The sequence below is a fragment of the Mesorhizobium sp. M0185 genome (assembly GCF_040322175.1).
Taxonomy (GTDB): domain Bacteria; phylum Pseudomonadota; class Alphaproteobacteria; order Rhizobiales; family Rhizobiaceae; genus Mesorhizobium.
The window spans coordinates 146,886-173,231 of the sequence record NZ_JAMYSY010000005.1 but is presented as its reverse complement, the minus strand read 5'-3'; the positions used below and the strand labels follow the sequence as shown (position 1 = coordinate 173,231).

Sequence of the window (26,346 nt, the reverse complement as noted above, 5' to 3'; positions counted from 1 at the left end):
AGGCGCGGTTGCCCAAGGAGCCTGAACCCACCGATTGACAACGACACCGCGCATAAAAGCAACAGGGGAACGACCATGACAATCAACAGACGAGAATTGCTCGGATATGGCGCGGCCGCACTTGGCGCCACGGCGCTCGGCCTGCCGCAAATCGCCAAGGCTGCCGGCGAACTGACCATCGCCTACAATGTCAATTTGCCGTCCTGGGACCCGACCACCGGGCCTTCGGCGGTCAACCCGACCATCCAGGGTCTGTACCAGTCGGTGTTCGACCAGTTCATCCCGCAGAAGCCGGATCTTTCTTTCGCGCCCGGCCTGCTCACCGAATGGGGCTGGAACGAGGGTCGCAGCAAGATCATGATGACGGTGCGCGAGGGCGTCACCTGGCATGACGGCTCGCCATTCACGGCCGAAGACGTGGTCTGGTCTCTGCAGCGGGCGGGCGATGAAAAGACCGGCAACCCGATCCAGTTCGTCTGGAAGAACGTCAACAACTTCAAGATCGACGGCAACAAGATCACCGGCGACGTCGTGCAATTCGACCCGGTGTATTTCAAGTGGATGTCGTTCCTGACCGGCTACATCATGCCGAAGACCTATTACGAAAAGGTCGGCGCCGAGGGTTTTGAGAAAGCCCCGATCGGCACCGGGCCCTATATGGTCGACAAATTCGAGCGCAACGCCTTCCTGCGGCTCAAGGCCAACCCGAACTACTGGGGCGGCAAGCCGGCCTTCGAAAACGTAACCATCAAGTTCGTCACCGATGCGGCGAGCCGCGTCGCCGAGATCGAGTCCGGTTCCTCGCAGGTGACGCTGGAAATCCCCTATGAGGAATATGACCGCCTGATCGCCAAGGATGGACTTGCCGGCTCGTGCAAGAACGTTTCCGACATCGGCATGATCTTCTTCAACGACATCGACGTGATGCTGGACAAGAACGTGCGCCAGGCAGCGGTGATGGCCGTCGACAAAAAGCTTTTGGTCGACCGGCTGCTGCGCGGTTACGGCCAGCCCATCGATACGCTGGAGACGCCGGAATACGCGGCCTACGATGCGTCGATCAAGGTGGAGCACAATCCGGACAAGGCCAAGGAACTGCTGGCCGCCTCCGGCTATTCGCCGGAAAAGCCGGTCAAGTTCACGATACAGACGACCAAGGGCTTCAAGCCCAAGGACTACGAGATGATCCAGGCGATCGTCGGCATGTGGCGCAAGGTCGGCATCGAGGCGACGATCGAGGTCTACGAGATCGCCAAGCACTACGAGCTGCGCGCCGCCGACAAGCTGGCGCCGGCGGCCTTCTACAATTGGGGCAACGCCATCGGCGACCCGACCACCTCGACCGGTTTTGCCATGTATGGCCCGAGCCCGCATTCGGTGTGGGACAGTCAGGATCTGATCGACATGATCAATCCACTATGGGGCGAGAAGGACGAGGCCAAGCGCATTGCCGGCTGGAAGGCCGTCGACAAATACATCGCCGAACAGGCCTATGTGCTGCCGCTGATCCAGTATGCGCAGCCGATCGTGCATGCCAAGGGCGTCAATGTCGTGCAGCATGTGTCGGGCGCACTTCTGCCGGCGCTGATGAGCCCGGCCTGAGACAGTCTTCGGCTTGTCGCGCGCCGTCCGGAATGACGGCGCGCATTTTCCGCCACGGGCGACCATGCTGCTGCAAAGATTCCTGATCCGTCTTCTGACGATGGCGATCACGCTGTTCGGCGTGGCCGTCGTCGTCTTCGTCGTCATCCGTGTCGCGCCAGGCGATCCGATCGCGATGATGCTGCCGCCCGGTGCAACCGATGCCGACATCGCGCGTCTGCGCGCGCTTTACGGGCTGGACAAGACCATCGTCCAGCAATTTTTCATCTGGCTGGCAGGTGTCGTCAGGGGCGATTTCGGCACTTCGATTTCGCTCCGGCAGGATGTTCTGGGCCTGGTCTTCAACCGCCTGCCGGCGACGCTGGAACTCGCGATCGTCGCGCTTGTGATGGCGCTGGCGATCGGCGGCACGACGGCGATCCTCGGCGCGCGCGAACGCGGCACCGCGGTCGAAGCTGGCATCGACATCGCCAGCGGTGCGGCGCTCTCGATTCCCGATTTCCTGTGGGGTTTGGTGCTGATCCTTTTGTTCGGCGTGCTGGTGCCGGTTTTCGACATTTCCGGCCGGGTGTCGCCGCAACTCGATCTGCCCTTCGTCACGCAATTCTATCTGTTCGAAAGCATCGTACGGCTGCGCTTCGACCTGACCAGGGACCTGCTGGCACACATGCTGATGCCGGCGATTGCGCTGGCGCTGCCACTGGCCGCGATCATCTCGCAGCTGCTGAAACAGTCGCTGAAGGAAGTGCTCGACCTCGACTACGTCGTGCTGGCGCGGGTAAAGGGCTTTTCGGAAACGCAGGTCATCCTGCGCGAGGCGCTGAAGAACGCGGCCCTGCCGACGCTGACGCTGGTCGGCGTGCAGTTCACCTTCCTCATCGGCGGCACGGTCATCGTCGAACGGCTGTTTTCCTATGAAGGTCTCGGCAACATGGCGATCGATGCCGTCATCAACCGCGACCTGCCGCTGATCCAGGGCATCGTGCTGGTCTTCGCGCTGCTGTTCGTGCTGATCAACCTTGCCGTCGACATGATGTACGCCCTGCTCAATCCGAGGCTGCGCCATGGATGAGGCCCGCATTTCGAGACATGGCTCGCGGGCACGCCTGTGGCTGGCCGGCGGCTGGCTGCTGATTGCGCTGCTGGCCGCGATTTTTGCGCCGTTGGTCGCGCCGCAGGACCCACTGGCGCAGGATTTGATGCTGGAGCGGCTGCCGCCGTTCTGGCTGAGCGGTGCTGAGCCCGGCTACTGGCTCGGCACCGACAGCCTCGGCCGCGATCTTCTGTCACGGCTGATCTTCGGTGCCCGCATCGCCTTCATCGTCGCCTTCGCGGCAGCCCTTGCCGCCTGCCTGGTCGGCTCGACGCTGGGGCTGATCGCCGGCTATTTCGGCGGCTGGGCCGACCGCATCATCTCGCGCATCGTCGATGTCTGGATGGCGTTTCCGCCGGTGCTGTTTGCCATCCTTTTGGTCGCAGTGCTCGGCACCGGCTTGAGCTCGGTTATCATTGCCATTGCCGTCATCGACTGGACGCGCTTCTGCCGGGTGATCCGCGCCGAGACGTTGGGCCAGTCGCGCATGGACTATGTCGAGAACGCCCGCATCGCCGGCTACGGCCGCATCGGCATCATGCTGCGCGAAGTGCTGCCCAATGTGGTGCCGTCGATCGTCGCGCTGCTGTCGCTGGAGATGGGCATTGCCGTCATCGTCGAGGCGATCCTGTCCTTCGTCAATCTGTCGATCTCGACCGACGACCCAACCTGGGGCGGCATCATCGCCGAGGGCCGCCTGTCGATCCATCAGGCCTGGTGGGTGCTGGTGTTCCCGCTGGTCACGCTGATCCTGACAGTGCTGTCGTTCAGCCAGTTCGGCGAAGGTCTCAGGGCACGTTTCGATCCGGTGCTGCGATGAACGCGCTGGCGAAACCCTGCCTTGACATACGCAGCCTTACCGCGGTGCTGCCTAATGGCTTGCGCGTGCTGCGCTCGGTGTCGCTCGCCGTCGAGCCCGGCGAGGTGCGCGCGCTGGTCGGCGAGAGCGGCGCCGGCAAGACGATGATCGGCAAGGCGGTGCTTGGCGTGCTGCCCTCGAGCGTGCGCATCGTCGAAGGCGACATGCTGCTGGAGGGCGAGGACCTCGGCAAGCTTCAGCCAAAGGCAAGGCGCACGCTGATCGGCGCGCGCACCGCGCTGATCCCGCAAGACCCGCTGACCGCGCTCAACCCGTCACGCCGCATCGGCCCGCAGATGACCGACCGGCTGGTGCGCATCCTCGGCTGGAGCGGTGAGAAGGCCGATACACGCATTCGCCAATTGCTGGACGAGGTGCAGATCCGCGACCCCGAGCGTGTCCTCAAATGCTATCCGCACGAGCTGTCCGGCGGCATGCGCCAGCGCGTGCTGATCGCCGCGGCGTTTGCGGCCGAACCAAGGCTGATCGTCGCCGACGAGCCGACCACGGCGCTCGACGTGACCGTGCAGAAGCAGATCCTGCGGCTGATCGCGCAGCTGCAGCGCGAGCACGGCACGGCGATCCTGTTCGTCACCCATGATCTCGGCGTCGTCGCCAAGATCAGCCAGAAGGTCTCGGTGCTCTATGCCGGCAAGGTGGTCGAGGAGGCCGAAACGGCCGCTCTCTTCGCCGCTCCGCAGCACCCCTACACGCGAGCGCTGATGGCCGCGACGCCACGCTACACCGACCCCTTCGCTTCGCTGAAGCCGGTGGACGAGGCGGTGCTGGCCGGGCTTGCTTCGGAGATCGCCGCCGCCGATCAGGCCTGGAGGCGCCCGCATGGCTGAGCCGCTGTTTTCCGTGCGTGGGCTGAAGGTCGCGCTGCCCGACATGACGCGCAAGCCGCTGATCGGCCGCGCGCCCTTGGCCGAGATCCTGAAAGGGCTGGATTTCGACCTGCCAAAGGGATCGGTGACCGGCATCGTCGGCGAATCCGGCTCCGGCAAATCGACGCTTGGCCGCGCCTTAGTGCGGCTTCTTGAGCCGAGCGCCGGCAAGGTCATCTTCGACGGCCGCGACATCACACATCTGCCTGAGGCCGAGCTCCGGCCGCTGCGCCGCAATCTGCAGATGATCTTCCAGGATCCGATGTCGTCGCTCAACCCGCGCCGCACCATCTTCAGCATCATCGCAGCACCGCTCAAGCAGAACGGGCTTGGCGACAATCTCAAGGGGCGTGTCGCGGAGGCATTGCAGCGCGTCGGCCTGCCGCAAGGCTTCGCCAGCCGCTATCGTCATGAATTGTCGGGCGGCCAGCGCCAGCGCGTCGGCATTGCCCGCGCGCTGGCGCTGTCGCCGAAATTCGTGCTGGCCGACGAAATCGTCTCAGGCCTCGACGTGTCGACGCAGGCACAGATCCTGACGCTGCTGGAAAAACTCGCCGCCGAAATGGGCCTGACCGTTGCCTTCATCAGCCATGACCTGTCGGTGATCCGGCGGCTCTGCCGGCAAGTGATCGTCATGCGCGAAGGCGCGATCGTCGAAGCCAGTGCGACCGACGCTTTGTTCGAGCAGCCGCAGCAGGGCTACACGCGCGATCTGCTCGCCGCCATTCCGCTGCCCGAGATCGATGATGCCTGGCTACTTCCCGCCGCAAAGGCGCCGGCATGAAACACAATCCTATTCGCACGCTAAAGAGCGGGCCTCGGGCGTGCACCCGGCAAAATGTCCCGCGATTGAGGATGACTGACATGAAGAATGCAATCCGCTACGCAGTGCTCACCGCCACCGTGCTGGGAGGCATCGGCACGGCTTACGCCAGTTCCATTCCCGGCATGCGTGGCCACGACCACACCGGCGTCACCGTCCCCGACATGGAGCAGGCGGTCGATTTCTTCACCGAGGTGGTTGGCTGCAAGAAGGCGATGTCGTTCGGCCCGTTCGCCGACGACAAGGGCACATTCATGCAGGATCTGCTGGGCGTCGATCCCAAGGCGGTGATTGAGGAGATCACCCTGGTCCGCTGCGGACACGGGTCGAACATCGAGTTGTTCAAATACACCGCGCCGGACCAGAAGGACCTGAGGCCTCGCAACAGCGACATAGGCGGCTTCCATATCGCCTTCTATGTCGACGACATCGCCGCCGCAAAAGCCTATCTTGACGGCAAGGGCGTCAAGACGCGGATGGGGCCGCTGCCGGTTACCGAAGGCCCGGCCGCCGGCCAGACCATCCTCTACTTCCAGGCGCCCTGGGGCTTGCAGTTGGAAGCGATCAGCTATCCCAATGGCATGGCCTATGAAAAAGATGCGGAGACGGTGCTGTGGAGCCCGAAGAACCCGGAAAAATAGCCCCGGGGCGTCCCTGGCCTGCGCAAGCCGACTGCCGGCAAGCTGGATTTCTGGGGCGGATTGTTTCAATCCTGAAACTTCAAGCTTGAATTAATCCGTCTCAGGCGTAAACTCGACAAACAGAAGCGAAGAGGAGATCGCACGATGAAAGTTGCGGTTCTCGGCGGCGGACCAGCCGGGCTCTACTTTGCAATCTCGCTGAAGCTCAGGGATGCCGCGCATGAGGTCACGGTGTTCGAGCGCAACCGTGCCGATGATACGTTTGGCTGGGGCGTCGTGCTGTCGGCCGAAACGCTGGAGAACCTGACCAAAAACGACCCGGTCAGCGCCGTCTGGATCCGCAAGCATTTCGCCTATTGGGACGATATCGCCGTCATCCATGACGGCGTGCGCACGGTCTCGACCGGTCACGGCTTTTGCGGCATTGGCCGCAAGCGGCTGCTCACGTTGCTGCAGCGGCGGGCGCGCGAACTCGGCGTCAAGCTGGTCTTCGAAACCGACATCGCCGATCCCAAGCCATATATGGAGACGCACGACCTGGTTGTCGCCGCCGACGGGTTGAACTCGAAAGCGCGGAGCGCCTTCGCCGACGTGTTCAAGCCCGATATCGACATCCGTAGATGCAAGTTCGTCTGGCTCGGCACCCACCAGAAATTCGACGACGCCTTCACCTTCATCTTCGAAAAGACCGAGCATGGCTGGGTGTGGGCGCATGCCTACCAGTTCGACAGCGATACCGCGACCTTCATCGTCGAATGCAGCGAGCAGACCTGGCAGCGCTTCGGCTTCGGCGCGATGTCGCAGCAGGAATCGATTGCCGTCTGCGAGCGCATCTTTGCCCGCCATCTCGGCGGCCACGCGCTGATGACCAACGCCAATCATATCCGCGGCTCGGCGTGGATCAATTTCCCGCGCGTCTTGTGCGAACGCTGGTCCTACAAGAACCTGGCGCTGATGGGCGACGCGGCGGCGAGCGCGCATTTCTCGATCGGTTCCGGCACCAAGCTGGCGCTGGAAAGCGCGGTGGCGCTGGCCGACTATGTCGAGTCCGAGCCAGACCTCGAGGCCGCCTTTAGCAAATATGAGGACGCCCGCCGCACCGAAGTGCTGAAGCTGCAGTCGGCGGCGCGCAATTCGCTCGAATGGTTCGAGGAGGTCGAGCGCTATCTCGGCCTCGATCCGGTGCAGTTCAACTATTCGCTGCTGACGCGTTCGCAACGCATCAGTCACGAGAATTTGCGGCTGCGCGATGCCGAATGGCTGGCCGGCGCCGAGGAGTGGTTCCAGCGCCAGGCCGGCGCCGGGGGCAACAATCTGCGTCGCGCGCCGATGTTCGCGCCGTTCCGGCTGCGCGGCATGGCGCTGCAGAACCGCGTCGTCGTCTCGCCGATGGCGCAGTACAAAGCGGTCGACGGCTGTCCGACCGATTGGCATTTCGCCCATTACGCCGAACGGGCCAAGGGCGGCGCCGGTCTCCTCTACATCGAGATGACGTGCGTCAGCGCGGAGGGCCGCATCACGCCTGGCTGCCCTGGTTTCTATGCGCCCGAGCATGAGGTCGCCTGGAAGCGGCTGGTCGAGTTCGTCCATGCCGAAACCGAGGCCAAGATCTGCGCCCAGATCGGCCATTCCGGTGCCAAGGGGTCGACCAGGCTCGGCTGGCAGGGAACCGACGTGCCGCTGCCCTCAGGCAATTGGCCCGTCATGGCAGCGTCTTCCGTGCCGTGGTCGCGGGAAAACCAGGTGCCGAAGGCGATGGACCGCGCCGACATGGATATGGTGCGCGACCAGTTTGTCGCTTCGGCCGAGATGGCGGCGCGCTGCGGCTTCGACATGCTCGAAATCCACGCCGCGCACGGCTATCTCCTGTCCTCCTTCATCACGCCCTTGACCAACCGGCGCACCGACTCCTATGGCGGCTCGCTGGAAAACCGCATGCGCTACCCCTTGGAAATCTTTCATGCGGTGCGCGCCGCGTGGCCGGCCGAGAAGCCGATCTCGATGCGCATCTCCGCCAATGACTGGCTGGGCATCGAAGGCGTGACGCCGGCCGATGCCGTAGAGATCGCGCGGCTGCTGCATGAGGCCGGCGTAGACATCTGCGACGTATCGGCCGGCCAGACTTCGGCCGTGGCAACACCGGTCTATGGCCGCATGTTCCAGACGCCGTTTTCCGATCGCATCCGCAACGAGGTCGGCATGGCGACGATGGCGGTCGGCAATATCTATGAGCCGGACCACGTCAACTCGATCCTGATGGCGGGCCGCGCCGATCTCGTCGCACTGGCTAGGCCGCATCTTGCCGATCCGTATTGGACGCTGCACGCGGCCGTAACGCTTGGCGATCGCGGCGTCAAATGGCCGGATCCCTATCTGCCCGGCCGCGACCAGCTCTACCGGCTGGCCGAACGCGAAGCGGCAGCGGGGTTGAAAGTATGAGTGCCGCGGCGACGATTTCGGGGCGTCATGCGCTGGTCACCGGCGGCGGCTCCGGCGTCGGCCGCGCGATCGCGCTGGCGCTGGCCGGCGGGGGCATTGACGTGACCATCTGCGGCCGGCGCGTGGAGCCGCTTGCCGAGGTCGCCGCGGAGAACAAGTCCATCTTCGCCATTGCCGCCGACGTCACCGACGAGACGTCGATGGCGTCGCTCTACGAGGCAGCGGAAGCGGCACGCGGAGCGTTCGACATCGTCGTTGCCAATGCCGGCATGTCCGGCAGTGCCCCGGCGCAGCGGACCTCGCTGGCAGACTGGCAGCGCACGCTCGACGTCAACTTGACCGGTGCGTTCCTGACGGTGAAGCCGGCGTTGGCCGGCATGGCAGTGCGCAAGACTGGCCGTATCATCTTCGTCGCTTCCACCGCCGGACTGAAAGGTTATCCCTATGTCGCAGCTTACGTTGCCGCCAAGCATGGCGTCGTCGGCCTGATGCGGGCACTCGCCGTCGAGACCGCCAAGTCCGGCATAACAGTGAATGCCGTGTGCCCAGGGTTTGTCGAAACCGAGATGCTGGAGAGCACCGTCCAGCGCATCGTCCAAACGACCGGCCGCTCGTCCGAGCAGGCACGGACAAGCCTAGCCGCGACCAACCCGCAAGGCCGCTTCATCCAGCCGGAAGAAATTGCGGCCGCGGTACTTTATCTGTGTGGCGACGCCGCCCGGTCGATTACCGGGCAGACGATTTCGATCTCCGGAGGTGAGACATGGTAGCCGGTCCCCTGCCCGCCCCGTCCGGACCCGGCAAGGACCGCCTGCGGCTGTGGATACGCCTGCTGCGCGCCTCGCGCACCATCGAGGCCGAGCTGCGCGAACGACTGCGGCAAGAGTTCAACACGACGCTGCCACGCTTCGACGTGATGGCCGCGCTCTACCGCGCGCCGGAGGGCATGCTGATGAGCGATCTTTCGCGCTTCCTGCTGGTGTCCAACGGCAATGTTACCGGCATCATCGACCGGCTGGTCTCGGAAGGGTTGGTGATGCGGGCCCGACGCAATGGCGACCGCCGCACCTCGATGGTGCGGCTGACGGAAGAGGGATCGAAGATTTTCGCCGTGATCGCCGCCGCGCATGAAAAATGGGTCGGCGAGTTGCTGGGCAATGTGAGCGAGGATGAGGCGCGCCGGCTGACCGGCATGCTGACCTCCTTCCGCAGCAATTGGGAGGGACGGGAATGACGAAGCTGGCCGGCCGCAAGCCGAAGCATTTCCTCTGGCAGGTCGAAGGCAAGATCGCAAAGATCCGGCTCGATCGACCGGAGCGCAAGAACCCGCTGACCTTCGACAGCTATGCCGAATTGCGCGACATATTTCGCGACCTTGTCTACGCCGATGATGTCGATGCTGTGGTGTTCCTGCCCAATGGCGGCAATTTCTGCTCGGGCGGCGATGTCCACGAAATCATCGGCCCACTGGTCAAGATGGACATGAAGGCGCTGCTCGCCTTCACCCGCATGACGGGCGATTTCGTCAAGGCGATGCTGAATTGCGGCAAGCCGATTATTGCGGCGGTCGATGGCGTGGCGGTCGGCGCCGGCGCCATTATCGCCATGGCCTCCGATATCCGCATCGCAACGCCCCAGGCCAAGACAGCATTCCTGTTCACCCGCGTCGGCCTTGCCGGCTGCGACATGGGGGCCTGCGCGATCCTGCCGCGCATCATTGGCCAGGGCCGCGCCGCCGAGCTGCTCTATACCGGCCGCACGATGAGTGCCGAGGAAGGCGAGCGCTGGAGCTTCTACAACCGGCTGGTCGATACCGCAACGCTTGAGGCCGACGCGCTCGACATGGCCGCGCGCATCCTTTCCGGCCCGACCTTCGCCCATGGCATGACCAAGACGCAGCTGAACCAGGAATGGTCGATGGGTCTCGACCAGGCGATCGAAGCGGAAGCGCAGGCGCAGGCGATCTGCATGCAGACCCGCGATTTCGAGCGGGCGTACGAGGCTTTCGTGGCTAAGGAGAAGCCGGTGTTCGAGGGAAATTAGGATGACCCATTCAATAGAGATGTTGGCGGGACAGCGCCCCCCTCTGTCCTGCCGGACATCTCCCCCTCTAGGGGGGAGATTGGCAGTTTCGCTCGCAGCGCCTTTCCTGCAACGCCGCCAATTGGCGAAAGCAGAGGCGACGTCCAATCTCCCCCCTAGAGGGGGAGATGTCCGGCAGGACAGAGGGGGGCGCCGTAGAACGCAAGGTCCGGAGAACAGCGGAGGCAGAAATGCCTGATCCCTCTTTCCTCAACTGGCCCTTCTTCGAGGACCGCCATCGCGAACTTGCGGAGCAACTTGACGCCTGGTGCGCGAAGAACCTGCCGGTCGACCACCACGATGTCGACGCGGCCTGCCGCGAGCTGGTGGCGAGGCTTGGCAAAGACGGCTGGCTGAAGCCAACGGCGTTCGATGTGGACAATCCGGGACCGCTCGACGTGCGCACGCTCTGCCTCACGCGCGAGACGCTGGCCCGGCATGATGGGCTGGCCGATTTCGCCTTCGCCATGCAAGGGCTCGGCACTGGCGCGCTCAGCCTGTTCGGCTCGCCCGACCAGCAGAGCTGGCTGGCGAAGACACGGGCCGGCAAGGCGATTTCGGCTTTCGCACTGTCGGAGCCGCGCTCGGGCTCGGACGTTGCCAATATGGAAATGACGGCTACACGTGACGGTGACAGCTATCTCTTGTCCGGCGAAAAGACCTGGATCTCCAACGGCGGTATCGCTGACTTTTATGCTGTCTTTGCCCGCACCGGCGAAGCGCCCGGCGCCAAGGGGCTTTCCGCCTTTGTCGTGCCTTCCGACACCGAGGGGCTGATCGTTGCCGAGCGGCTGGAGGTGATCGCGCCGCACCCGCTCGCCCGGCTGTCCTTCGACAATGCACGCATTCCAGCCTCGGCGCTGATCGGCAAACCCGGTGACGGTTTTCGCATCGCCATGTCCGTGCTCGACGTGTTCCGTTCGACCGTCGGCGCAGCGGCGCTCGGCTTTGCCCGGCGCGCGCTGGACGAAAGCATCACAAGAGTGGCCGAGCGCAGGCTGTTCGGTGCGCCGATGGCCGAGCTGCAGATGGTGCAGGGCCACATCGCCGACATGGCGCTGGATGTCGATGCCGCCGCGTTGCTGGTCTATCGTGCCGCCTGGACCAAGGACATGGGCGCGCCTCGGGTTACCCGCGAAGCCGCCATGGCCAAGCTGTTCGCTACCGACAAAGCGCAGGAGGTGATCGACAAGGCTGTGCAGCTGCATGGCGGCGACGGCGTCCGCAAGGGCCATATCGTCGAAAGCCTGTATCGCGAGATCCGGGCGCTGCGCATCTACGAGGGAGCGTCCGACGTGCAGAAGGTGGTGATTGCACGGCAAGTGATGGGAGCGGCCTGAGACAGGAGTTTGCGTGAAAATTATTGTCTTCGAGTTTTGAACGACCGGATTTGAGCATTGGGAGGTTTTGACATGCACACCATCCTGCAGCCGGAAGGCTGGGCGAAACCCGTCGGCTACGCCAATGGCGTCGCCGCGCGTGGGCAGCTTGTCTTCGTCGGCGGGCAGGTCGGCTGGAACGGACAGGGCCGCTTCGAGACCGATGAGCTTGTCGGCCAGGTGCGGCAGACGCTGGCCAATATTGTTGCTGTGCTCGTCGAGGCCGACGCCAAGCCGGAACATATCACCTCGATGACCTGGTACTTTACCGACAAGGCGGAATATTTGGCCAATCTCAAGGGGATCGGAGAGGTCTATCGCGAGGTGATCGGCCGGCATTTTCCGGCGATGGCCGCCATGCAGGTGATGGCGCTGGTCGAGGATCGCGCCAAGGTTGAGATCCAGGCCACGGCGGTTATTCCGGAGTGACGGCAACACGTGGCAATTTTTTAAGCTTAAAACTTTCGCCTTGAAAAGCGCGGCACTTTGGATAGCATCCGATGTCTTGCGACTGCCGTGCCGGGAGGGCTTTCCGGCAGTCCCGTCACTTGGCGCATCAAAACCGTGCGGGGCCAAACCCGTCCGATCACAACCAGAGGGAACGAAAATGAACTTCACCCGTCGCAACCTGCTGCTTCTTGCTGCTGCCATCGGCATCGCCGGCGGCCCGGCCTACGCCGAAGGCACGCTGAATGTCGGCGCCTATCCGACCAATCCGCCTTTTGAATACAAGAACGAGAGCGGCACGTTCGAGGGTTTCGAAGTCGACATCATCAATGAGGCGGCAAAGCGTGTCGGCATGACCACAGATATCGCCGATCTCGGTTTCCAGGCGCTGTTCGCCGCCACCACCTCGAAGCGCATCGACGTCGCCATCTCGTCGATCACCATCACGCCGGAGCGGCTGAAGTCTCAGTCGTTCACGCAGCCCTACTATGATTCCGACATGGGTATCGCCGCGAAGGCCGACAGCCCGATCAAGGCCGAGGCCGACCTCAAGGGCAAGATCGTCGGCGTGCTGTCCGGCTCGACCGGCGAAGCCTGGGTCAAGGCCCACCAGGAAGCGGACGGGTTCAGTGACGTCAAGGGCTACGACACGCAGCAGAATTTGCTGCTCGATCTCAGCTCCGGCCGCGTCGATGCGGCGGTCAGCGATATTCCGGGCCTGGAATATTCTTTCACCAGGATGAAGGATCTCGCCGTAAAAGAGCGCATCAAGACCGGCGAGCAGTACGGTCTGATGATGACCAAGGACCACCCGCTGCTCGGCAAGCTGAACGACGCGGTGACCGCGATGAAGAAGGACGGCACGCTGGCCGCGATCCACAAGAAGTGGTTCGGCAGCGACGCACCTGCCGATTCCTCGACCGTCAAGGAAATGCCTATGCCGAAGGCCTGAGCGGCAGTTCGCGCTTAAATGTCGTGCCGGCTTTCGATGCCGGCACGATTTCGGATTTCGGGCTCGGGCTCGAGCGTCGCGGGACGCCAAACGTTTCGGAAATGCTGCGATGTCGCTGCTGGACACCTTCTTCAACGCCGACGTCATGGTCTCCAGCCTGCCGGCGCTGCTGCGCGGTTTCCTGAACACCCTGCTGCTCGGAATCATGAGCATCGGCATCGGTATTCCCGTCGGCCTCGCGATCAGCCTGGTGCGGCTCTATGCGCCAAAGCCGCTTCGGCTGCTGGCTGTCGGCTACATTGACATTTTCCGGGCGATGCCGGTGCTGGTCGTGCTGATCCTGATCTACTATGCGCTGCCGTTCCTCGGCATTCGCCTGTCATCGTGGACGTCCGCGGTGATGGCCTTCGCCATCATCATGGCGGCCTATTCGGCCGAGGTGTTCCGCTCCGGTATAGAGAGCATTCCGCGCGGCCAGTTCGAGGCGGCGCAGGCGCTCGGCCTGCCGTTCTTGCTGACCTTGCGCAAGGTAGTGCTGCCGCAGGCGATCCGCGTCGTCATTCCGCCAATGACCAGCAATTGCGTTTCGATGTTCAAGGATACCTCGCTCGCTTCCACCGTGGCGCTGCCCGAACTGCTGAAGGAAGCGACCAACGCGCAATCGCTCTATGCCAATCCTTCACCGCTGATCGGCGCGGCGCTGGTCTATCTCATCTTTCTCTGGCCGATGGTCCGTCTCGTCAGCCTCCTTGAACGCCGCTTTCAAACCGAAAAGACCCGCTAATCTGTCAGCGCACTTCGCAGGAGACGACCTTGAACCAGCATCAGATTTCGAAAACCGGCGATGCCGCAGCTTTCCCGGTCGAGACGATCCGCGCCATGTTTCCCGCCTTGCAGCAAGCCGGGGACTTCGTCTTCATGGACAATGCCGCCGGCGCGCAGATCCCGCAAAGCGTGCTCGATGCGGTCACCAACCATTTGGTCGCGCATAATGTGCAGCGCGGCGGCCGCTATGGCCGCAGCGTCACCGTCGACCAAGCCGTCGCCGGCGCTCGCGAAAGCGTGGCCTTGCTGATCAACGCCACCAACCCGGCGGAGATCTGCTTCGGCATGAACGCCACTTCGTTCATCCGCCTGGTCAGCCTCGGCATCGGCCAGATGCTTTCCGAGCGCCCAAACGGGGAGCGTGACGAGATCGTCATCACCGACATGGATCACGACGCCAATGTCGCGACGTGGCTGGCGCTGGCGCCCGCCGGCGCCAAGTTCAAATGGTGGCGGATGCGCGAGGACGGCAATCTGCATGTCGACGATTTGCGCCCGCTGGTCTCAGAGCGCACCCGGCTCGTCGCCTGCACGGTAACGGCGCATTCGATCGGCTCGATTGTCGACGTTGCCTCCGTGGCTGGGATTGCGCATGCGGCAGGCGCCGAAGTGTTCCTCGACTGCGTGCATTACGGGCCGCACGGGCTGATCGATGTGCAGGCCTGGGATTGCGACTATCTGGTCTGCTCCGGCTACAAGAATTTCTCGCCGCATATGGGCTTCCTGTGGGGCCGCTTCGAAACTCTGAAGCGCCTGCCGACCTTCCGCGAAGATTTCATCCCCGACGAGCCGCCCTACAAGATCGAGGCCGGTACCTTCATTTACGAGAACGTCTCCGGCATGGATGCCGCGGTGCGCTACCTCGAATCGATCGGCCGCAATTTCTTGTCAGAGAATAACCGGTCGCGCCGCGACAACATCGTCGCCGGCATGAATGCCATCCGCGACTACGAACAGGTGCTGGCGCGCGAAATGCTGGCGGTGCTCAAAGATTGCGGCGCGACGATCTACGGCGTGGCCGAAGAGGCACGCCTCAGCGAGCGCGTGCCGACCTTCTGCTTCAATGTCGGCACGCTGTCGCCGCAGAGGATCGTCGAGGAAATGGCCGAGATGCAGATCGGCATTCGCGACGGCCACATGTATGCGCCGCGTCTGATGAAGCGGCTCAACCTCAGCATGGACAGCGGCGCAGTGCGCGCCTCGCTGGTGCATTACAATACGATCGAGGAAGTCCGGCGCTTCGGCGAGGCGCTGCGCACCATCATCGCCCGGCTGTCCTGATCGGACTCGGCGGCGGCGCCGGCGCGATCCTCGTGAAGCGCAAAGGCGGTCGCACCCGGGTTCTCCAAGCCGGGGCGCAATTGCATGCTTGGGATCAAGTAATCGCCGCCATTCTGCTGCCGATAACGAATGGGCCGCATTGTCTCGAGCGTTCGCATCCTTTCGCGCAGTCGCTCCGCGACAGGCTCGAAGTCCGCCTCCCCGAAACGGTCCACCCTGTAAACCACGAACGGCGGAAGCACGTCGTAGCCCGGATAGTATAGAATCCCGTGATTGATCGGGAACAGCAGGTCGTCGATCGGGCCGTTAACGCCGCGGGCGGAATAATGCTCCTCCCAGCCGCCGGTGGTCACGATCAGCATTGCGCGCTTGCCGGCGAGCATTCCCTCACCAAAGCGGTCACCCCACCGCTTGTCGCTGTGCTCGCCAACGCCATAGGCGAAGCCGTAGGCGTACACGCGATCGACCCAGCCCTTGAGGATCGCCGGCATGGCGTACCACCACAGCGGGAACTGGAGGATCAGGGTGTCGGCCCATAGCAGCTTGTCGATCTCCGCTTTGACGTCATCGGTCAGAGTGCCACTCGCAAAAGCTTTTTTGGAGGCGCCGGCCGGCGGGAAACGTGCTTCAGGCGGCCACGACGGAAAGTCGGCACGGTCTACCTCGGCTTTCCAGCCGTCGGCATAGAGGTCCGACACCCGCACCTCGTGGCCTTGGGCCTCGAGTTCCCTGATGGCGACGTCACGCAGCGCGCCGTTGAGCGAACGCGGTTCAGGATGAGCAAAAACAAGCAGGACTTTCATGGGTCTACTCCGAAGAAGGACGATAGACACCAAAGGTAGCCAGCCGCGGGCTGATCCACTATATGTAGGAAATGTATAAGATAATGCCGAATAATGGATAGATCGGACGTCACTCTCGAGCGCATGCGCACCTTCGTTCGCGTCGCCGAGCGCGGCAGCCTCTCGGCGGTGGCGCGCGAGCTCGGAGTTGGGCAGTCGACGGTCACACGGCATTTGCGAGAACTCGAGGAGGCCGTCGGAGTGCCCTTGCTCAGCAGGACTACCCGGCGCGTCACGATGACCGATGAAGGCAGCCGTTACTATGCCGACAGCGTCCAGATCCTGCGCCTCGTCGAGCAGGCCGGCGATGAGGCGCGGGGCACGCGCGGCGCGTCGGCCGGCACGATCCGGATATCCTGCACGGCGGCGCTCGGGGTCTTGCATGTCAGCCGGCTGATCTTCGCCTTTCAGGACCGCTATCCCTACATCGGCATCGATCTCAGCCTTACCGACGAGCGCATCAACCTTGTGCGGGAGGGCGTCGACATCGCGCTTCGCCTCGGCCCGCTCACCGACAGCTCAATGAAACTGCGGGCGCTCGGCCAGTCCCGGCGTCTGCTGGTGGCGGCGCCGGCCTATCTGGCGGCGCGGGGCAGACCCGCTGTCCCGCAGGATCTGCCTGGCCATGAAGGCATCCGGATGTCGAACATCGCGGGAAGCGACACGCTCACCTTACAGGGGCCGGGCGGCGAGACCTTTGCGGTGCCCTTTGGCGGCAGATTTCTGGTCGACCATGGGCTTGCTGCGCGCGAAGCCCTTGTCGCCGGACGCGGCATCGCACCCGCCCACCACTGGCTTGTCGACGATCTTCTGGCGGCCGACCGGCTGGAAGTGGTCCTGCCGGGCTATTTTCCGCCTCCCGTCCCGCTGAGCATGCTGATCGTTCCGGAGCGTGCGGGCATTGCCCGGGTGCGGCTGCTGGTCGACTTTCTCGCCGAGCAGATCTCCGGCATTCCGGGGATCGAGAAGCGGTAGCCGGCCGGCAAACCTCGCCGGATCAGGCGGCCTTCTTTTTCGCCAACCTTGCCTTGATGCTGGCAACGTCGGCACGCGGCGTCGCCGCGAATAGCGTCCTGGTGTAGCTGTGCTTGGGGTCGGCGAAGACCTCGTCGCGCGAGCCGTATTCGACCGCCTCGCCGAAATACATTACCATCACGTCGTCGGCGATGTAGCGTACCACCGACAGGTCGTGGCTGATGAAAACATAGGTCAGCTGAAACTCGTCCTGCAGGTCGGCGAGCAGGTTCAGCACCTGCGCCTGCACCGAAAGATCAAGTGCCGAGACCGGCTCGTCCAGCACCAGAAGGCTGGGGTTGAGCATCAGCGCGCGGGCGATGGCGATCCGCTGGCGCTGGCCGCCCGAAAACATATGCGGGTAGCGATTAAAGTGCTCGGGGCCGAGACCGACCTTCTTTAGCATCTTCATGGCAAGATCGCGCCGCTCGTCGGCCGTGCTGTCGGTGTTGATGAGCAGCGGCTCGCCAAGCACGTCGCCGATCTTCTGGCGTGGATTGAGCGAACCATAAGGGTTCTGGAAGACGATCTGGACCTTGCGGCGCATTTCCTTCGACAGGCCGTTCCTGCCGATGTCTACCTTCTTGCCGTCGATGAAAAGCTCGCCGGAGGTCGCCGGGTCGATCAGGGTGATGATGCGGGCGAGTGTTGACTTGCCGCAGCCGCTCTCGCCGACGATGGCCAGCGTCTTGCCCTTGTCGACGCTGAACGAAACACCCTTGACCGCATGAACCGTACGGGAGGGGCGGAAAAGCCCGCCACCGACATGATAGTCGCGCACGATGTTCTTGCCTTCGACTACCGTCACGCTCATGAGGCGGTTCCTCCTGCGGACCGGGCTGCGACTACAGATGGGGCCGGCTCGAACAGCATGTCGGAAACAGTAGGCAATCGGTCGCCGACGGCATTTTCCGGCAGCGCCGACAGGAGCGCGCGCGTGTAGTTGCTCTTGGGGGACTCGAACAGCGACAGCACGTCGGCCTCTTCCATCTTGCGGCCCTTGTACTGGACGATGACACGGTCGGCGGTCTCGGCAACCACCCCCATATTGTGGGTGATCATGATCAGGCCCATGCCATATTTGGCCTGCAGGCCGACCAGCAGATCGAGGATCTGCTTCTGGATGGTGACGTCGAGCGCCGTGGTTGGCTCGTCGGCGATCAAAAGCTTGGGATTGCAGGCGATGGCGATGGCGATCATGACGCGCTGACACTGACCACCCGACATTTGGTGCGGGAAGGAGCCCAGCCGTTCCTCGGGGTCGGCGATGCCGACCAACTTCATCAATTCGATGGCACGCGCCCGGCGCTGGGCGCGGTCCATGCCCATATGGAAGCGCAGCACCTCCTCGATCTGGAAGCCGACGGTGAAGCACGGGTTGAGGCTGGCGACCGGCTCCTGGAAGATCATCGAAATGTCCTTGCCGACGATCTTGCGCCGCTCGGATGGGCCGAGCTTGAGCAGGTCGATGCCGTCGAAGGCCATGCGGTCGGCCCTCACCGTCGCGGTGTTGGGCAAAAGCCCCATCACCGCCAGCATCGCCACCGACTTGCCCGAACCGGATTCGCCGACGATCGCCAGCACCTCGCGCGGTTCGACCGACAGGTCGATGCCTTGTACCGCCATGAATGGTCCAGCGGCGGTGTCGAAGGAAACGGTCAGGTTCTTGATCTCGAGAAGAGGCATTGGATTATGACCTCTTCAGCTTGGGATCGAAGGCATCGCGCAAGCCATCGCCGATCAGATTGATGGCCAGCACAGTGATCAGGATAGCAAGGCCGGGGAAGGTCACCACCCAAGGCGCGCGCAGGATGAACTCGCGCGCCGAGGCGAGCATCGTGCCCCATTCCGGCGTCGGCGGCTGCGCACCGACACCGAGGAAGCCGAGCGCCGCAGCCTCGAGAATAGCATTGGAGAAGGACAACGTCGCCTGCACGATCAGCGGTGCCAGGCAGTTCGGCAGGATCGTCCTCACCATCAAGCGAAGATGACCGGCACCAGCCACCTTGGCGGAGATGACATATTCGCGGTTCTTTTCGGCCATCACGGCGGCGCGGGTGAGGCGCGCAAAATGCGGCTGCAGCACCAGCGCGATCGCCAGCATGGCATTGAACAGGCCGGGGCCAAGGATCGCCACCAGCACGAGCGCCAGAAGCAGCGACGGGAAGGCCAGGATGATATCCATGATGCGCATGATCAGCGTGTCGACCCAGCCGCGGAAATAGCCGGCGAGCACGCCAAGCACGATGCCGCTGGTGAGCGAGAAGACGACGACCACCAGGCCGATGAACAGCGAGAAACGCGCCCCGAAGATCAGCCGCGAAAGCATGTCGCGGCCGACCGCGTCGGTGCCGAGCAGGAACATCGATTTGCCGCCTTCCTGCCAGGCAGGGGGTGCCAGCAGCGCATCGCGAAACTGCTCGTCGGGCGAATGTGGGGCGACGAACGGCGCAAAGATCGCCACCAGCACCAGCGCCGAAAACACGACAAGGCCGATGACCGCGCCGGTGTTCATCGAGAAGTAGTGCCAGAACTCGGCGAAAGCGCGTTGCCTGCCGCCTGTCGGGATGGAGGCGGCGGTAGCTTCGGCGGCGGATTCGTCGGTCATCTCACTGCACCCGGATGCGCGGATTGATGACGGCGTAGAGCACGTCGACGATCAGGTTCACCGCCATGACGATCAGCGCGATGATCAGCAATCCGCTCTGGACGACGACATAGTCGCGCTTGCCGATGGCATCGATCATCCATTTGCCGATGCCCGGCCAGGAAAAAATGGTCTCGGTCAGAATGGCGCCCGCCATCAAGGTGCCGACCTGCAGTCCAATGGTGGTGACTACCGGGATCAGCGCGTTGCGAAAAGCGTGCAGACCGATGACGCGGCGCGGCGCCAGGCCCTTGGCGCGCGCGGTGCGGACATAGTCCTCGCCCAGCACCTCGAGCATCGCCGAGCGCGTCTGGCGCGCTATGACGGCAAGCGGGATCGTCGCCAGCACGATCGACGGCAGGATCAAATGGCTGACGGCAGATTTGAAAGCGCCGCTCCTGCCGGAGATCAGGCTGTCGATGAGCATGAACCCGGTCGTCGGCCTGAAGAAATACTGCAGGCCGATGCGGCCGGAAACCGGCGTCCAGCCGAGATAGCCGGAGAAGAAGATAATGAGCAGCAACCCCCACCAGAAGATCGGCATCGAATAGCCGGTCAGCGCGACACCCATCGTCGCCTGGTCGAACCACGAGCCGCGCTTGACCGCGGCGAAGATACCGGCAGGAATGCCGAGCAGGACGGCGATGATCAACGCCACTGTCGCCAGTTCCAGCGTGGCTGGAAACAGCGCCTGGAATTCGCCGAGCACTGGCCGCTTGGTGGCAATAGATATGCCGAAATCGCCGGTCAGGACCCTGCCGATATATTCCAGGTATTGGATGACATAGGGCCGGTTGTAGCCAAACTGCTCGATGAGCTGGGCGTAGCGCTCGGGGCTGACGCCGCGCTCGCCCGCCAGGGCCAGGATAGGATCGCCTGGCAGAAGCCGGACGAAAGCAAACGCCGCCAGCGATATGCCGAACACGGTCGGGATGATCAAAGCGAGCTTGTGGAGGAGATAACGGAGCATCTTGCTTCATAGAACGGCGGCGCGGGAAGTCCAGCGCCGCCGTTCAATTTCTCAGGACTTATTCGGTGACGTCGACGCCGTCAAACCGATGAATGCCGAGCGGGTCCATAACGAAGCCCGACACCTTCTTGTTCATCGGCATGAAGACCTTGGAGTGGGCGATGGTCAGCCACGGAGCCTCACGCTTGAACACCACCTGAGCTTCCTCGTAGATCTTGGTGCGCTCGGCGACGTCCGTCGTCGCCTTGCCTTTTTTCAGCAGGGCTTCGAATTCCTGGTTGCACCAGATCGCATAATTGGACTGGCCGATGGCATCGCAACCGAGCAGGAAAAAGAAGTTGTCCGGATCGCCATTGTCACCGGTCCAGCCCAGTTGGAAGGCGCCATCGCGATCCTTAGCCTTGCCGCGCTGGCGATACTCTGTCCATTCGTAACTGACGATCTCCGCCTTGACCCCGACGGCGGCATAGTCGGCCTGGATCAACTCGGCGACGCGCTGGGCGTTCGGGTTGTAGGGGCGGCTGACCGGCATAGCCCAGATCTTCATCGACAGATCCTTGACGCCTGCATCGGCCAGCATCTTCTTGGCCGCCTCCGGATCATAGGGATCGTCCTTGATGTCCTTGTTATAGGACCACATGGTCGGCGGGATCGGGTTGATGGCCGGCGCGCCGGCGCCCTGATAGACCGCGTCGATGATCGCCTTCTTGTTTACCGCCATGTTGAGGGCCTTGCGGACCTCGACCTTGTCGAAGGGCGGCTGCGTCGTGTTGTAAGCCATGTAGCCGATGTTCAGGCCTTCCTGCTCGTCGACCTTGAGGTTCGCGTCAGCCTGCAGTCCGGCAATGTCGGCCGGCGCCGGGTATGACATGATATCGCACTCGCCTGCCTTCAGCTTCTGCGCGCGCACGGCGGGGTCGGGCGTGATGGCGAAGATCAGATCATCGATCTTCTGGCGGCCGCCATAGTAGCCGTCCCATGCTGCATAGCGCACGACCGCATCGACCTGATAGTCGACGAATTGGAACGGACCAGTGCCGACCGGCTTCTGGGTGAACTGCTGCCTGGTGCCGGCCTTGTCGAGCTGGTCGGCATATTCCTTGGAAACGATCGAGGCGAAATCCATGCCGAGGTCCGGCAGGAACGCGACTTCAGGCTTGTTCAGCACGAATTTCACCGTCAGGTCGTCGACCTTGACGATTTCCTTCAGGAGATCGGGGAAGCCCATGCCGGTGAAATATTCCCAGCCGGTGCCTTCCAGATAGCTGTACCACGGGCTTTCTTTCTTCCACTGGCGTTCGAAGGAAAAGATCACGTCGTCGGCGTTGAGGTCGCGCGTCGGCGTGAAATAATCGGTCGTCTGGAATTTCACACCCGGGCGAAGTTTAAAGGTGTATTCGAGACCGTCATCGGAAACCGTCCAGCTCTCGGCCAGGCCGGGCGAGATGGTGGTCTTGCCATGCTCGAACTCGACCAAGCGCGAATAGATGGTGCGCGACGAGGCGTCGAAGTCGTTGCCGCCGCTCCATGGCGACGGGTCGAAGCCGGCCGGCGAAGCCTCCGAGCAATAGACCAGTTGTTTTGCATTGGCCACGCCGCCGAGGACGCTTGCAGCCAGCAACGCGGCTGCAAAAGTCAGTTTCTTTTTCATTGAGCACTCCCTGATGTTCTTCCAAGCCCCTCTGTCAGGCTCGCGAAGGCCGCATATAAGCACCGTTTTTCTAGCTTTGGAACTGCTTGTTTGCCTAACCCACGGGAAGCAGAAAAAATTTCCGGCACGCGGCAAATTGTGGAAAAAACGAGCCGAATCCGCAGATCACGACATTATTAGCGACTTCAATTTTTTGTTGATCGGTAATGCCGCCGATTGGGGGAATCGAGCCGTTCGGTTCAAGAGATGCGCGTCCGAAAACCGGTCGCGGCCAAGAGGTTTGACGGCAAGTCTTACCGCACTCCAGGTGGCGAGGCTTGCACGGCCGCCGCTTGTGGCAATACATAGATAGGTGGCAATACATAGATAGATGGGCAGCGTGCCGGATTTTCCCAGGTTCCGGATATTTGCGGCAAGCGGTGGGATATCTTTGTTGATCAGGGCGGTGGTGGCGCGCAAGCATGCCGAAACAATAAGAACGATTGAGGGAGCGACAGGTGGCAAAACCGGCAAAGACAACCAACGCGGCGAAAGCAAAGGCCGAGGCAACATCGAAAGCGGTCAAGTCAAAAGCGGCCGCCGCCAAGCCGACGGCTACCGCGAAGGCAAGCGCGAAGCCGGCGGCGAAGACCACGGCTGGAACGGCTGCTAAAGCGGCAACCGGCAAGACTGCGCCTGCTGCAAAATCTGCCGCCAAGCGGGCGGCGAAGGCAGTGCCGACAGCGCCACGACCGCCGGCAGGTCCGGCCAAGAGATTACCGAGGGCGATCACCGCACTGGCCGCTGGCCTGCCTGAAAAACCGTGGCTCCAGAGTTACCCAAAGATCGTGCCGGCCGAGATTGGCGACCTGCCCTCCAGCTCGATCGGCGACTTTCTCGTCGCCGTGTGCAAGCAGTTTGCGAATCGGCCGGCCTTCGTCTGCATGGGCAAATCGATCACCTATGCCGACCTCGAGCGACAGTCGGCCGCCTTCGGCGCCTATCTGCAATCAACGGGGCTGCAGAAGGGCGCGCGCGTCGCCCTGATGATGCCGAATGTGCTGCAATATCCGGTGGCGATTATGGCAGTGCTTCGCGCCGGCTATGTCGTGGTCAACATCAATCCGCTCTACACGCCGCGCGAGCTGGAGCACCAGCTCAAGGATTCCGGCGCTCAAGCCATTGTCATCCTCGAAAATTTTGCCTGCACCCTGCAGGCGGTGATCGCCAGGACCGCAGTCAAGCATGTCGTGGTCGCCTCGATGGGCGACATGCTCGGCGGGCTCAAGGGAACGATCGTCAACTTCGTTGTACGCCGCGTCAAGAAGATGGTGCCGGCATGGTCGCTGCCCGGCCATGTCAAGTTCAACGCCGCGCTGAAGGCCGGCACCGGCATGGCCTTCAGGCCCGCAAAGGTCGCGGCCGACGACATCGCCTTCCTGCAATACACGGGCGGCACGACCGGCATCTCCAAGGGCGCGATGCTTTTGCACAGCAACATTTTGGCGAACGTCGCGCAGAACGCGCTGTGGGCCGAAGACGCTTTTACCGTCAAGCCGAAGCCGGCGCATCTGAACTTCCTCTGCGCGCTGCCGCTCTATCACATTTTTGCGCTGACGGCGAACGTGCTGGTAGGCATGCAGCAAGGCGCGCAGAATGTCCTCATCCCCAATCCGCGCGACATTCCCGGCTTCGTCAAGGAGCTGCAGAAATACCCGATCCACATCTTTCCGGGCCTCAACACGCTGTTCAATGCGCTGCTCAATAATGAGGATTTTCGCAAGCTCGATTTCAAGCCGCTGATCCTGACGCTGGGTGGCGGCATGCCGGTGCAGAGGGCCATCGCCGAACGCTGGAAGGCGCTGACCGGCTGCCCGATCAGCGAGGCCTACGGGCTCACCGAGACCTCGCCGGGGACAACCATCAACAAATTCAGCGACGGCGTTTACACCGGCACGATCGGCCTGCCGCTGCCCTCGACCGAGATCGCCATCCGCGACGACGACGGCAACAATTTGCCGCTCGGCGAAGTCGGCGAAATCTGCATCCGCGGACCGCAGGTGATGGCCGGCTACTGGAACCGGCCGGACGAGACCGCCAAGGTGATGACCGAGGACGGCTTCTTCAAATCGGGCGACATGGGCTTCATGGACGAGCTTGGCTACACCAAGATCGTCGACCGCAAGAAGGACATGATCCTGGTTTCCGGCTTCAACGTCTATCCGAACGAACTCGAGGAAGTGGTGGCGCAGCATCCAGGCGTACTCGAAGTGGCGGCGATCGGCGTGCCGGACGAGCATTCGGGTGAAGTGCCGAAGCTGTTCGTCGTCAAGAAGGACCCGGCACTGACCGCCGACATGCTGACGGCTTATTGCCGCGAGAACCTGACCGGCTACAAGCGTCCCAGGTATATTGAGTTCCGCACCGAGCTGCCGAAGACACCGGTCGGCAAGATCCTGCGACGGGCATTGCGGGGCTAGGCGCAGCTTGAGCGATTGCATCGCCGGCGCCAACGCCGTGAGTATAGGTTCGCGCCCGGACCCGGCAGAGTTCATCCGGGCGAACATGCGGATCGCCCCCGTGCCCGCGCTTCCCGAAATCCGGCTTTACACCGCCCATCCGGGAAGCGGGCTCAGGCGGCTTCTCGAATGGAACCAACATGCGACCGAAGAAGACGGACCTGAACCGGAGCCACCGTACTGGGCCTATGTCTGGGCCGGCGGCGCGGTGCTTGCCCGCTACATAATCGACCGGCCGGAGACCGTGGCCGGGCGTCGCGTGCTCGACCTCGGCGCCGGTTCGGGTCTCGTCGGTATCGCGGCGGCAAAAGCCGGAGCCAGCGAGGTCGTCGCGGCCGAGATCGATCACATTGGTGTGGTTGCGCTCGGCCTCAACGCGACTGCGAACGGCGTCGCTATCATGATCATTGGCGAAGACATCACCAGCGGTCCGCCGCCACCGGTGGATGTCGTGGTGGTCGGTGACCTGTTTTACGCCCATGATCTTGCCGGCCGGGCCCTTTCTTTCCTCGACCGCTGCCTTGCAGCCGGCATCGCCGTGCTGATCGGCGATCCGGGCCGCGCCTATCTGCCCCGCTCGCGGCTTCGCCTGCTGGCCGAATACGAGGTGCCGGATGTCGGCGAAGGCAGGAATGCGGCGATGAAACCGAGCGGCGTGTTCTCGTTCGGACCAGCTAGCTGCGAGTCTAGACTGTCTCGCTGACCCGCGCCGCAAGAAAATCGGGCAGATCGGCAACCGAATCCAGGATGACGTCGGCGATCTGCGACAGCGATTCCCGTGTGCCGGTGCCGGACAGCACGCCGATCGCCAGGCCGCAGCCGCCGGCGCGCGCCATCTCCAGATCGTGGCGATTGTCGCCGACCATTGCGATCGCCGCCGGCCTGAGCCCTGTCAGGTCCGAGAAGGCAAGGATCGTATCCGGCGCCGGTTTTGGATTGGCCACCGCGTCGTAACCATAGGCGGCTTCGAAAAGCTGCGCGACGCCCAGAGTGACCAAGGTCTTTTCCGCGCCGCTGGTCGAGTCGTTGGTGGCGACGCCAAGCCGGTAGGATTTTCTGTGAAGCAGGCCAAGCGTCTCGACCACACCCGGCAGCGCCACCGCCATTGCCGATCCCTGCGCCGAAGTGATGGCGTTGAAGCGGGCGACGGCAAGCATCTGGTCCTCGTCGGACAGCCGTGGAAACCACAGCTCGACGACGTCCATGTTGGTGCCGGAGGCAAAAATCGAATCCGGCTTGAAGCGCTTGGTGGCGAAGTCGAAGCCCGCCGCCGCAAGCAGCCTGTCTGCTTTCCAGCGATCGCCTTCGGCCGCATCCATCGCCATGAAGTCGGCGATGCCCAGCCATGTCGCGTTGAAATCTACGAGCGTGCCGTCCTTGTCGAACAATATTCCCTTAATGTCCGCCAAGCTTT

At 63.0% G+C, this 26,346-nt stretch carries 26 protein-coding genes; 18 read left to right on the top strand and 8 right to left on the bottom strand.

What is annotated here, in order from left to right:
* The first annotated feature begins 75 nt into the window (after positions 1-75).
* From NKJ20_RS06535 to NKJ20_RS06465, 15 genes are all read left to right on the top strand, one after another.
* Positions 76-1,602 carry an ABC transporter substrate-binding protein gene (locus NKJ20_RS06535; RefSeq protein ID WP_352448554.1) on the top strand — a complete coding sequence of 509 codons (1,527 nt, stop codon included), beginning with the start codon at positions 76-78 and terminating at the stop codon, positions 1,600-1,602.
* Positions 1,603-1,666: 64 nt separating this feature from the next.
* Positions 1,667-2,674 (top strand): ABC transporter permease, encoded by a 1,008-nt coding sequence (locus tag NKJ20_RS06530; RefSeq protein ID WP_352448553.1) that lies wholly within the window; start codon positions 1,667-1,669, stop codon positions 2,672-2,674.
* Entirely contained in the window at positions 2,667-3,515 is an 849-nt protein-coding gene (locus NKJ20_RS06525) for an ABC transporter permease (RefSeq protein ID WP_352681309.1), read from the top strand. Before NKJ20_RS06530 ends, NKJ20_RS06525 begins: the two co-directional genes overlap by 8 nt.
* On the top strand, positions 3,512-4,402 hold the full coding sequence (locus tag NKJ20_RS06520) for an ABC transporter ATP-binding protein (protein WP_352743140.1): 891 nt from the start codon (positions 3,512-3,514) through the stop codon (positions 4,400-4,402). Before NKJ20_RS06525 ends, NKJ20_RS06520 begins: the two co-directional genes overlap by 4 nt.
* Positions 4,395-5,225 carry an ATP-binding cassette domain-containing protein gene (locus NKJ20_RS06515; RefSeq protein ID WP_352743138.1) on the top strand — a complete coding sequence of 277 codons (831 nt, stop codon included), beginning with the start codon at positions 4,395-4,397 and terminating at the stop codon, positions 5,223-5,225. The genes NKJ20_RS06520 and NKJ20_RS06515 overlap by 8 nt, the downstream gene beginning before the upstream one ends.
* Positions 5,226-5,305: 80 nt before the next feature.
* The gene (locus NKJ20_RS06510; RefSeq protein ID WP_352743136.1) at positions 5,306-5,905 is read left to right on the top strand and encodes a VOC family protein; all 600 of its coding nucleotides are present in this window, start codon (positions 5,306-5,308) and stop codon (positions 5,903-5,905) included.
* A gap of 144 nt (positions 5,906-6,049) precedes the next feature.
* The gene (locus tag NKJ20_RS06505; RefSeq protein WP_352743134.1) at positions 6,050-8,344 is read left to right on the top strand and encodes a bifunctional salicylyl-CoA 5-hydroxylase/oxidoreductase; all 2,295 of its coding nucleotides are present in this window, start codon (positions 6,050-6,052) and stop codon (positions 8,342-8,344) included.
* Positions 8,341-9,114, top strand: a complete 774-nt coding sequence (locus tag NKJ20_RS06500; RefSeq protein WP_352743132.1) for an SDR family NAD(P)-dependent oxidoreductase — start codon at positions 8,341-8,343, stop codon at positions 9,112-9,114. Before NKJ20_RS06505 ends, NKJ20_RS06500 begins: the two co-directional genes overlap by 4 nt.
* The gene (locus NKJ20_RS06495) at positions 9,108-9,578 is read left to right on the top strand and encodes a MarR family winged helix-turn-helix transcriptional regulator (protein ID WP_023676834.1); all 471 of its coding nucleotides are present in this window, start codon (positions 9,108-9,110) and stop codon (positions 9,576-9,578) included. The genes NKJ20_RS06500 and NKJ20_RS06495 overlap by 7 nt, the downstream gene beginning before the upstream one ends.
* Positions 9,575-10,387: an enoyl-CoA hydratase family protein gene (locus NKJ20_RS06490; RefSeq protein WP_352743130.1), complete on the top strand. Its 813-nt coding sequence runs from the start codon at positions 9,575-9,577 to the stop codon at positions 10,385-10,387. The genes NKJ20_RS06495 and NKJ20_RS06490 overlap by 4 nt, the downstream gene beginning before the upstream one ends.
* Before the next feature lie 230 nt (positions 10,388-10,617).
* A complete protein-coding gene (locus NKJ20_RS06485) occupies positions 10,618-11,766 on the top strand; it encodes an acyl-CoA dehydrogenase family protein (protein WP_352743129.1) in 1,149 nt (382 codons plus the stop codon).
* Positions 11,767-11,838: 72 nt separating this feature from the next.
* Complete coding sequence (locus NKJ20_RS06480) at positions 11,839-12,234, top strand: RidA family protein (RefSeq protein WP_352743127.1); 396 nt, start codon at positions 11,839-11,841, stop codon at positions 12,232-12,234.
* Between the two features lie 178 nt (positions 12,235-12,412).
* Positions 12,413-13,204 carry an ABC transporter substrate-binding protein gene (locus NKJ20_RS06475; RefSeq protein WP_352743125.1) on the top strand — a complete coding sequence of 264 codons (792 nt, stop codon included), beginning with the start codon at positions 12,413-12,415 and terminating at the stop codon, positions 13,202-13,204.
* A 109-nt stretch (positions 13,205-13,313) separates the two neighbouring features.
* Positions 13,314-13,988, top strand: coding sequence for an amino acid ABC transporter permease (locus tag NKJ20_RS06470; protein WP_292656040.1), 675 nt, complete (start codon positions 13,314-13,316; stop codon positions 13,986-13,988).
* Positions 13,989-14,017: 29 nt separating this feature from the next.
* Positions 14,018-15,310, top strand: coding sequence for a cysteine desulfurase-like protein (locus NKJ20_RS06465; protein ID WP_352743123.1), 1,293 nt, complete (start codon positions 14,018-14,020; stop codon positions 15,308-15,310).
* Here the strand turns inward: NKJ20_RS06465 and NKJ20_RS06460 are convergent.
* Complete coding sequence (locus NKJ20_RS06460; protein ID WP_352743121.1) at positions 15,241-16,113, bottom strand: NAD(P)H-dependent oxidoreductase; 873 nt, start codon at positions 16,111-16,113, stop codon at positions 15,241-15,243. The genes NKJ20_RS06465 and NKJ20_RS06460 overlap by 70 nt on opposite strands.
* Before the next feature lie 93 nt (positions 16,114-16,206).
* Here NKJ20_RS06460 and NKJ20_RS06455 point away from each other — a divergent pair, with 93 nt between their 5' ends.
* Positions 16,207-17,127 (top strand): LysR family transcriptional regulator, encoded by a 921-nt coding sequence (locus NKJ20_RS06455; protein WP_352455059.1) that lies wholly within the window; start codon positions 16,207-16,209, stop codon positions 17,125-17,127.
* Positions 17,128-17,149: 22 nt separating this feature from the next.
* Here the strand turns inward: NKJ20_RS06455 and NKJ20_RS06450 are convergent, their stop codons facing one another.
* The 6 genes from NKJ20_RS06450 to NKJ20_RS06425 all read right to left on the bottom strand — a co-directional run bounded on the left by NKJ20_RS06450 (position 17,150) and on the right by NKJ20_RS06425 (position 23,206).
* A complete protein-coding gene (locus NKJ20_RS06450; protein WP_023676825.1) occupies positions 17,150-17,980 on the bottom strand; it encodes a dipeptide ABC transporter ATP-binding protein in 831 nt (276 codons plus the stop codon).
* A complete protein-coding gene (locus NKJ20_RS06445; RefSeq protein ID WP_023676824.1) occupies positions 17,977-18,852 on the bottom strand; it encodes an ABC transporter ATP-binding protein in 876 nt (291 codons plus the stop codon). The genes NKJ20_RS06450 and NKJ20_RS06445 overlap by 4 nt, the downstream gene beginning before the upstream one ends.
* Positions 18,853-18,856: 4 nt before the next feature.
* On the bottom strand, positions 18,857-19,774 hold the full coding sequence (locus tag NKJ20_RS06440) for an ABC transporter permease subunit (protein WP_023676823.1): 918 nt from the start codon (positions 19,772-19,774) through the stop codon (positions 18,857-18,859).
* Position 19,775: 1 nt separating this feature from the next.
* Complete coding sequence (locus NKJ20_RS06435) at positions 19,776-20,783, bottom strand: ABC transporter permease subunit (protein WP_023676822.1); 1,008 nt, start codon at positions 20,781-20,783, stop codon at positions 19,776-19,778.
* A gap of 58 nt (positions 20,784-20,841) precedes the next feature.
* Positions 20,842-22,434 carry an ABC transporter substrate-binding protein gene (locus tag NKJ20_RS06430; protein WP_023676821.1) on the bottom strand — a complete coding sequence of 531 codons (1,593 nt, stop codon included), beginning with the start codon at positions 22,432-22,434 and terminating at the stop codon, positions 20,842-20,844.
* 94 nt (positions 22,435-22,528) lie between these two features.
* Positions 22,529-23,206 carry a hypothetical protein gene (locus tag NKJ20_RS06425; RefSeq protein WP_352743119.1) on the bottom strand — a complete coding sequence of 226 codons (678 nt, stop codon included), beginning with the start codon at positions 23,204-23,206 and terminating at the stop codon, positions 22,529-22,531.
* Positions 23,207-23,261: 55 nt separating this feature from the next.
* Here NKJ20_RS06425 and NKJ20_RS06420 point away from each other — a divergent pair, with 55 nt between their 5' ends.
* Together NKJ20_RS06420 and NKJ20_RS06415 are read left to right on the top strand one after the other, a co-directional pair.
* A complete protein-coding gene (locus NKJ20_RS06420) occupies positions 23,262-24,893 on the top strand; it encodes a long-chain-fatty-acid--CoA ligase (RefSeq protein ID WP_352743117.1) in 1,632 nt (543 codons plus the stop codon).
* Positions 24,894-24,978: 85 nt separating this feature from the next.
* Complete coding sequence (locus NKJ20_RS06415; protein ID WP_352743198.1) at positions 24,979-25,635, top strand: class I SAM-dependent methyltransferase; 657 nt, start codon at positions 24,979-24,981, stop codon at positions 25,633-25,635.
* Here the strand turns inward: NKJ20_RS06415 and NKJ20_RS06410 are convergent.
* The gene (locus tag NKJ20_RS06410; RefSeq protein ID WP_352743115.1) at positions 25,619-26,341 is read right to left on the bottom strand and encodes an HAD family hydrolase; all 723 of its coding nucleotides are present in this window, start codon (positions 26,339-26,341) and stop codon (positions 25,619-25,621) included. The genes NKJ20_RS06415 and NKJ20_RS06410 overlap by 17 nt on opposite strands.
* Between the last annotated feature and the right edge of the window lie 5 nt (positions 26,342-26,346).

Excerpts from the sequence above, each read along its gene's own strand:
- NKJ20_RS06535 (WP_352448554.1), top strand. The coding sequence starts at position 76 with ATGACAATCAACAGACGAGAATTGCTCGGATATGGCGCGGCCGCACTT.
- NKJ20_RS06530 (WP_352448553.1), top strand. The coding sequence starts at position 1,667 with ATGCTGCTGCAAAGATTCCTGATCCGTCTTCTGACGATGGCGATCACG.
- NKJ20_RS06525 (WP_352681309.1), top strand. The coding sequence starts at position 2,667 with ATGGATGAGGCCCGCATTTCGAGACATGGCTCGCGGGCACGCCTGTGG.
- NKJ20_RS06520 (WP_352743140.1), top strand. The coding sequence starts at position 3,512 with ATGAACGCGCTGGCGAAACCCTGCCTTGACATACGCAGCCTTACCGCG.
- NKJ20_RS06515 (WP_352743138.1), top strand. The coding sequence starts at position 4,395 with ATGGCTGAGCCGCTGTTTTCCGTGCGTGGGCTGAAGGTCGCGCTGCCC.
- NKJ20_RS06510 (WP_352743136.1), top strand. The coding sequence starts at position 5,306 with ATGAAGAATGCAATCCGCTACGCAGTGCTCACCGCCACCGTGCTGGGA.
- NKJ20_RS06505 (WP_352743134.1), top strand. The coding sequence starts at position 6,050 with ATGAAAGTTGCGGTTCTCGGCGGCGGACCAGCCGGGCTCTACTTTGCA.
- NKJ20_RS06500 (WP_352743132.1), top strand. The coding sequence starts at position 8,341 with ATGAGTGCCGCGGCGACGATTTCGGGGCGTCATGCGCTGGTCACCGGC.
- NKJ20_RS06495 (WP_023676834.1), top strand. The coding sequence starts at position 9,108 with ATGGTAGCCGGTCCCCTGCCCGCCCCGTCCGGACCCGGCAAGGACCGC.
- NKJ20_RS06490 (WP_352743130.1), top strand. The coding sequence starts at position 9,575 with ATGACGAAGCTGGCCGGCCGCAAGCCGAAGCATTTCCTCTGGCAGGTC.
- NKJ20_RS06485 (WP_352743129.1), top strand. The coding sequence starts at position 10,618 with ATGCCTGATCCCTCTTTCCTCAACTGGCCCTTCTTCGAGGACCGCCAT.
- NKJ20_RS06480 (WP_352743127.1), top strand. The coding sequence starts at position 11,839 with ATGCACACCATCCTGCAGCCGGAAGGCTGGGCGAAACCCGTCGGCTAC.
- NKJ20_RS06475 (WP_352743125.1), top strand. The coding sequence starts at position 12,413 with ATGAACTTCACCCGTCGCAACCTGCTGCTTCTTGCTGCTGCCATCGGC.
- NKJ20_RS06470 (WP_292656040.1), top strand. The coding sequence starts at position 13,314 with ATGTCGCTGCTGGACACCTTCTTCAACGCCGACGTCATGGTCTCCAGC.
- NKJ20_RS06460 (WP_352743121.1), bottom strand. The coding sequence starts at position 16,113 with ATGAAAGTCCTGCTTGTTTTTGCTCATCCTGAACCGCGTTCGCTCAAC.
- NKJ20_RS06455 (WP_352455059.1), top strand. The coding sequence starts at position 16,207 with ATGGATAGATCGGACGTCACTCTCGAGCGCATGCGCACCTTCGTTCGC.
- NKJ20_RS06450 (WP_023676825.1), bottom strand. The coding sequence starts at position 17,980 with ATGAGCGTGACGGTAGTCGAAGGCAAGAACATCGTGCGCGACTATCAT.
- NKJ20_RS06445 (WP_023676824.1), bottom strand. The coding sequence starts at position 18,852 with ATGCCTCTTCTCGAGATCAAGAACCTGACCGTTTCCTTCGACACCGCC.
- NKJ20_RS06440 (WP_023676823.1), bottom strand. The coding sequence starts at position 19,774 with ATGACCGACGAATCCGCCGCCGAAGCTACCGCCGCCTCCATCCCGACA.
- NKJ20_RS06435 (WP_023676822.1), bottom strand. The coding sequence starts at position 20,783 with ATGCTCCGTTATCTCCTCCACAAGCTCGCTTTGATCATCCCGACCGTG.
- NKJ20_RS06430 (WP_023676821.1), bottom strand. The coding sequence starts at position 22,434 with ATGAAAAAGAAACTGACTTTTGCAGCCGCGTTGCTGGCTGCAAGCGTC.
- NKJ20_RS06415 (WP_352743198.1), top strand. The coding sequence starts at position 24,979 with ATGCGGATCGCCCCCGTGCCCGCGCTTCCCGAAATCCGGCTTTACACC.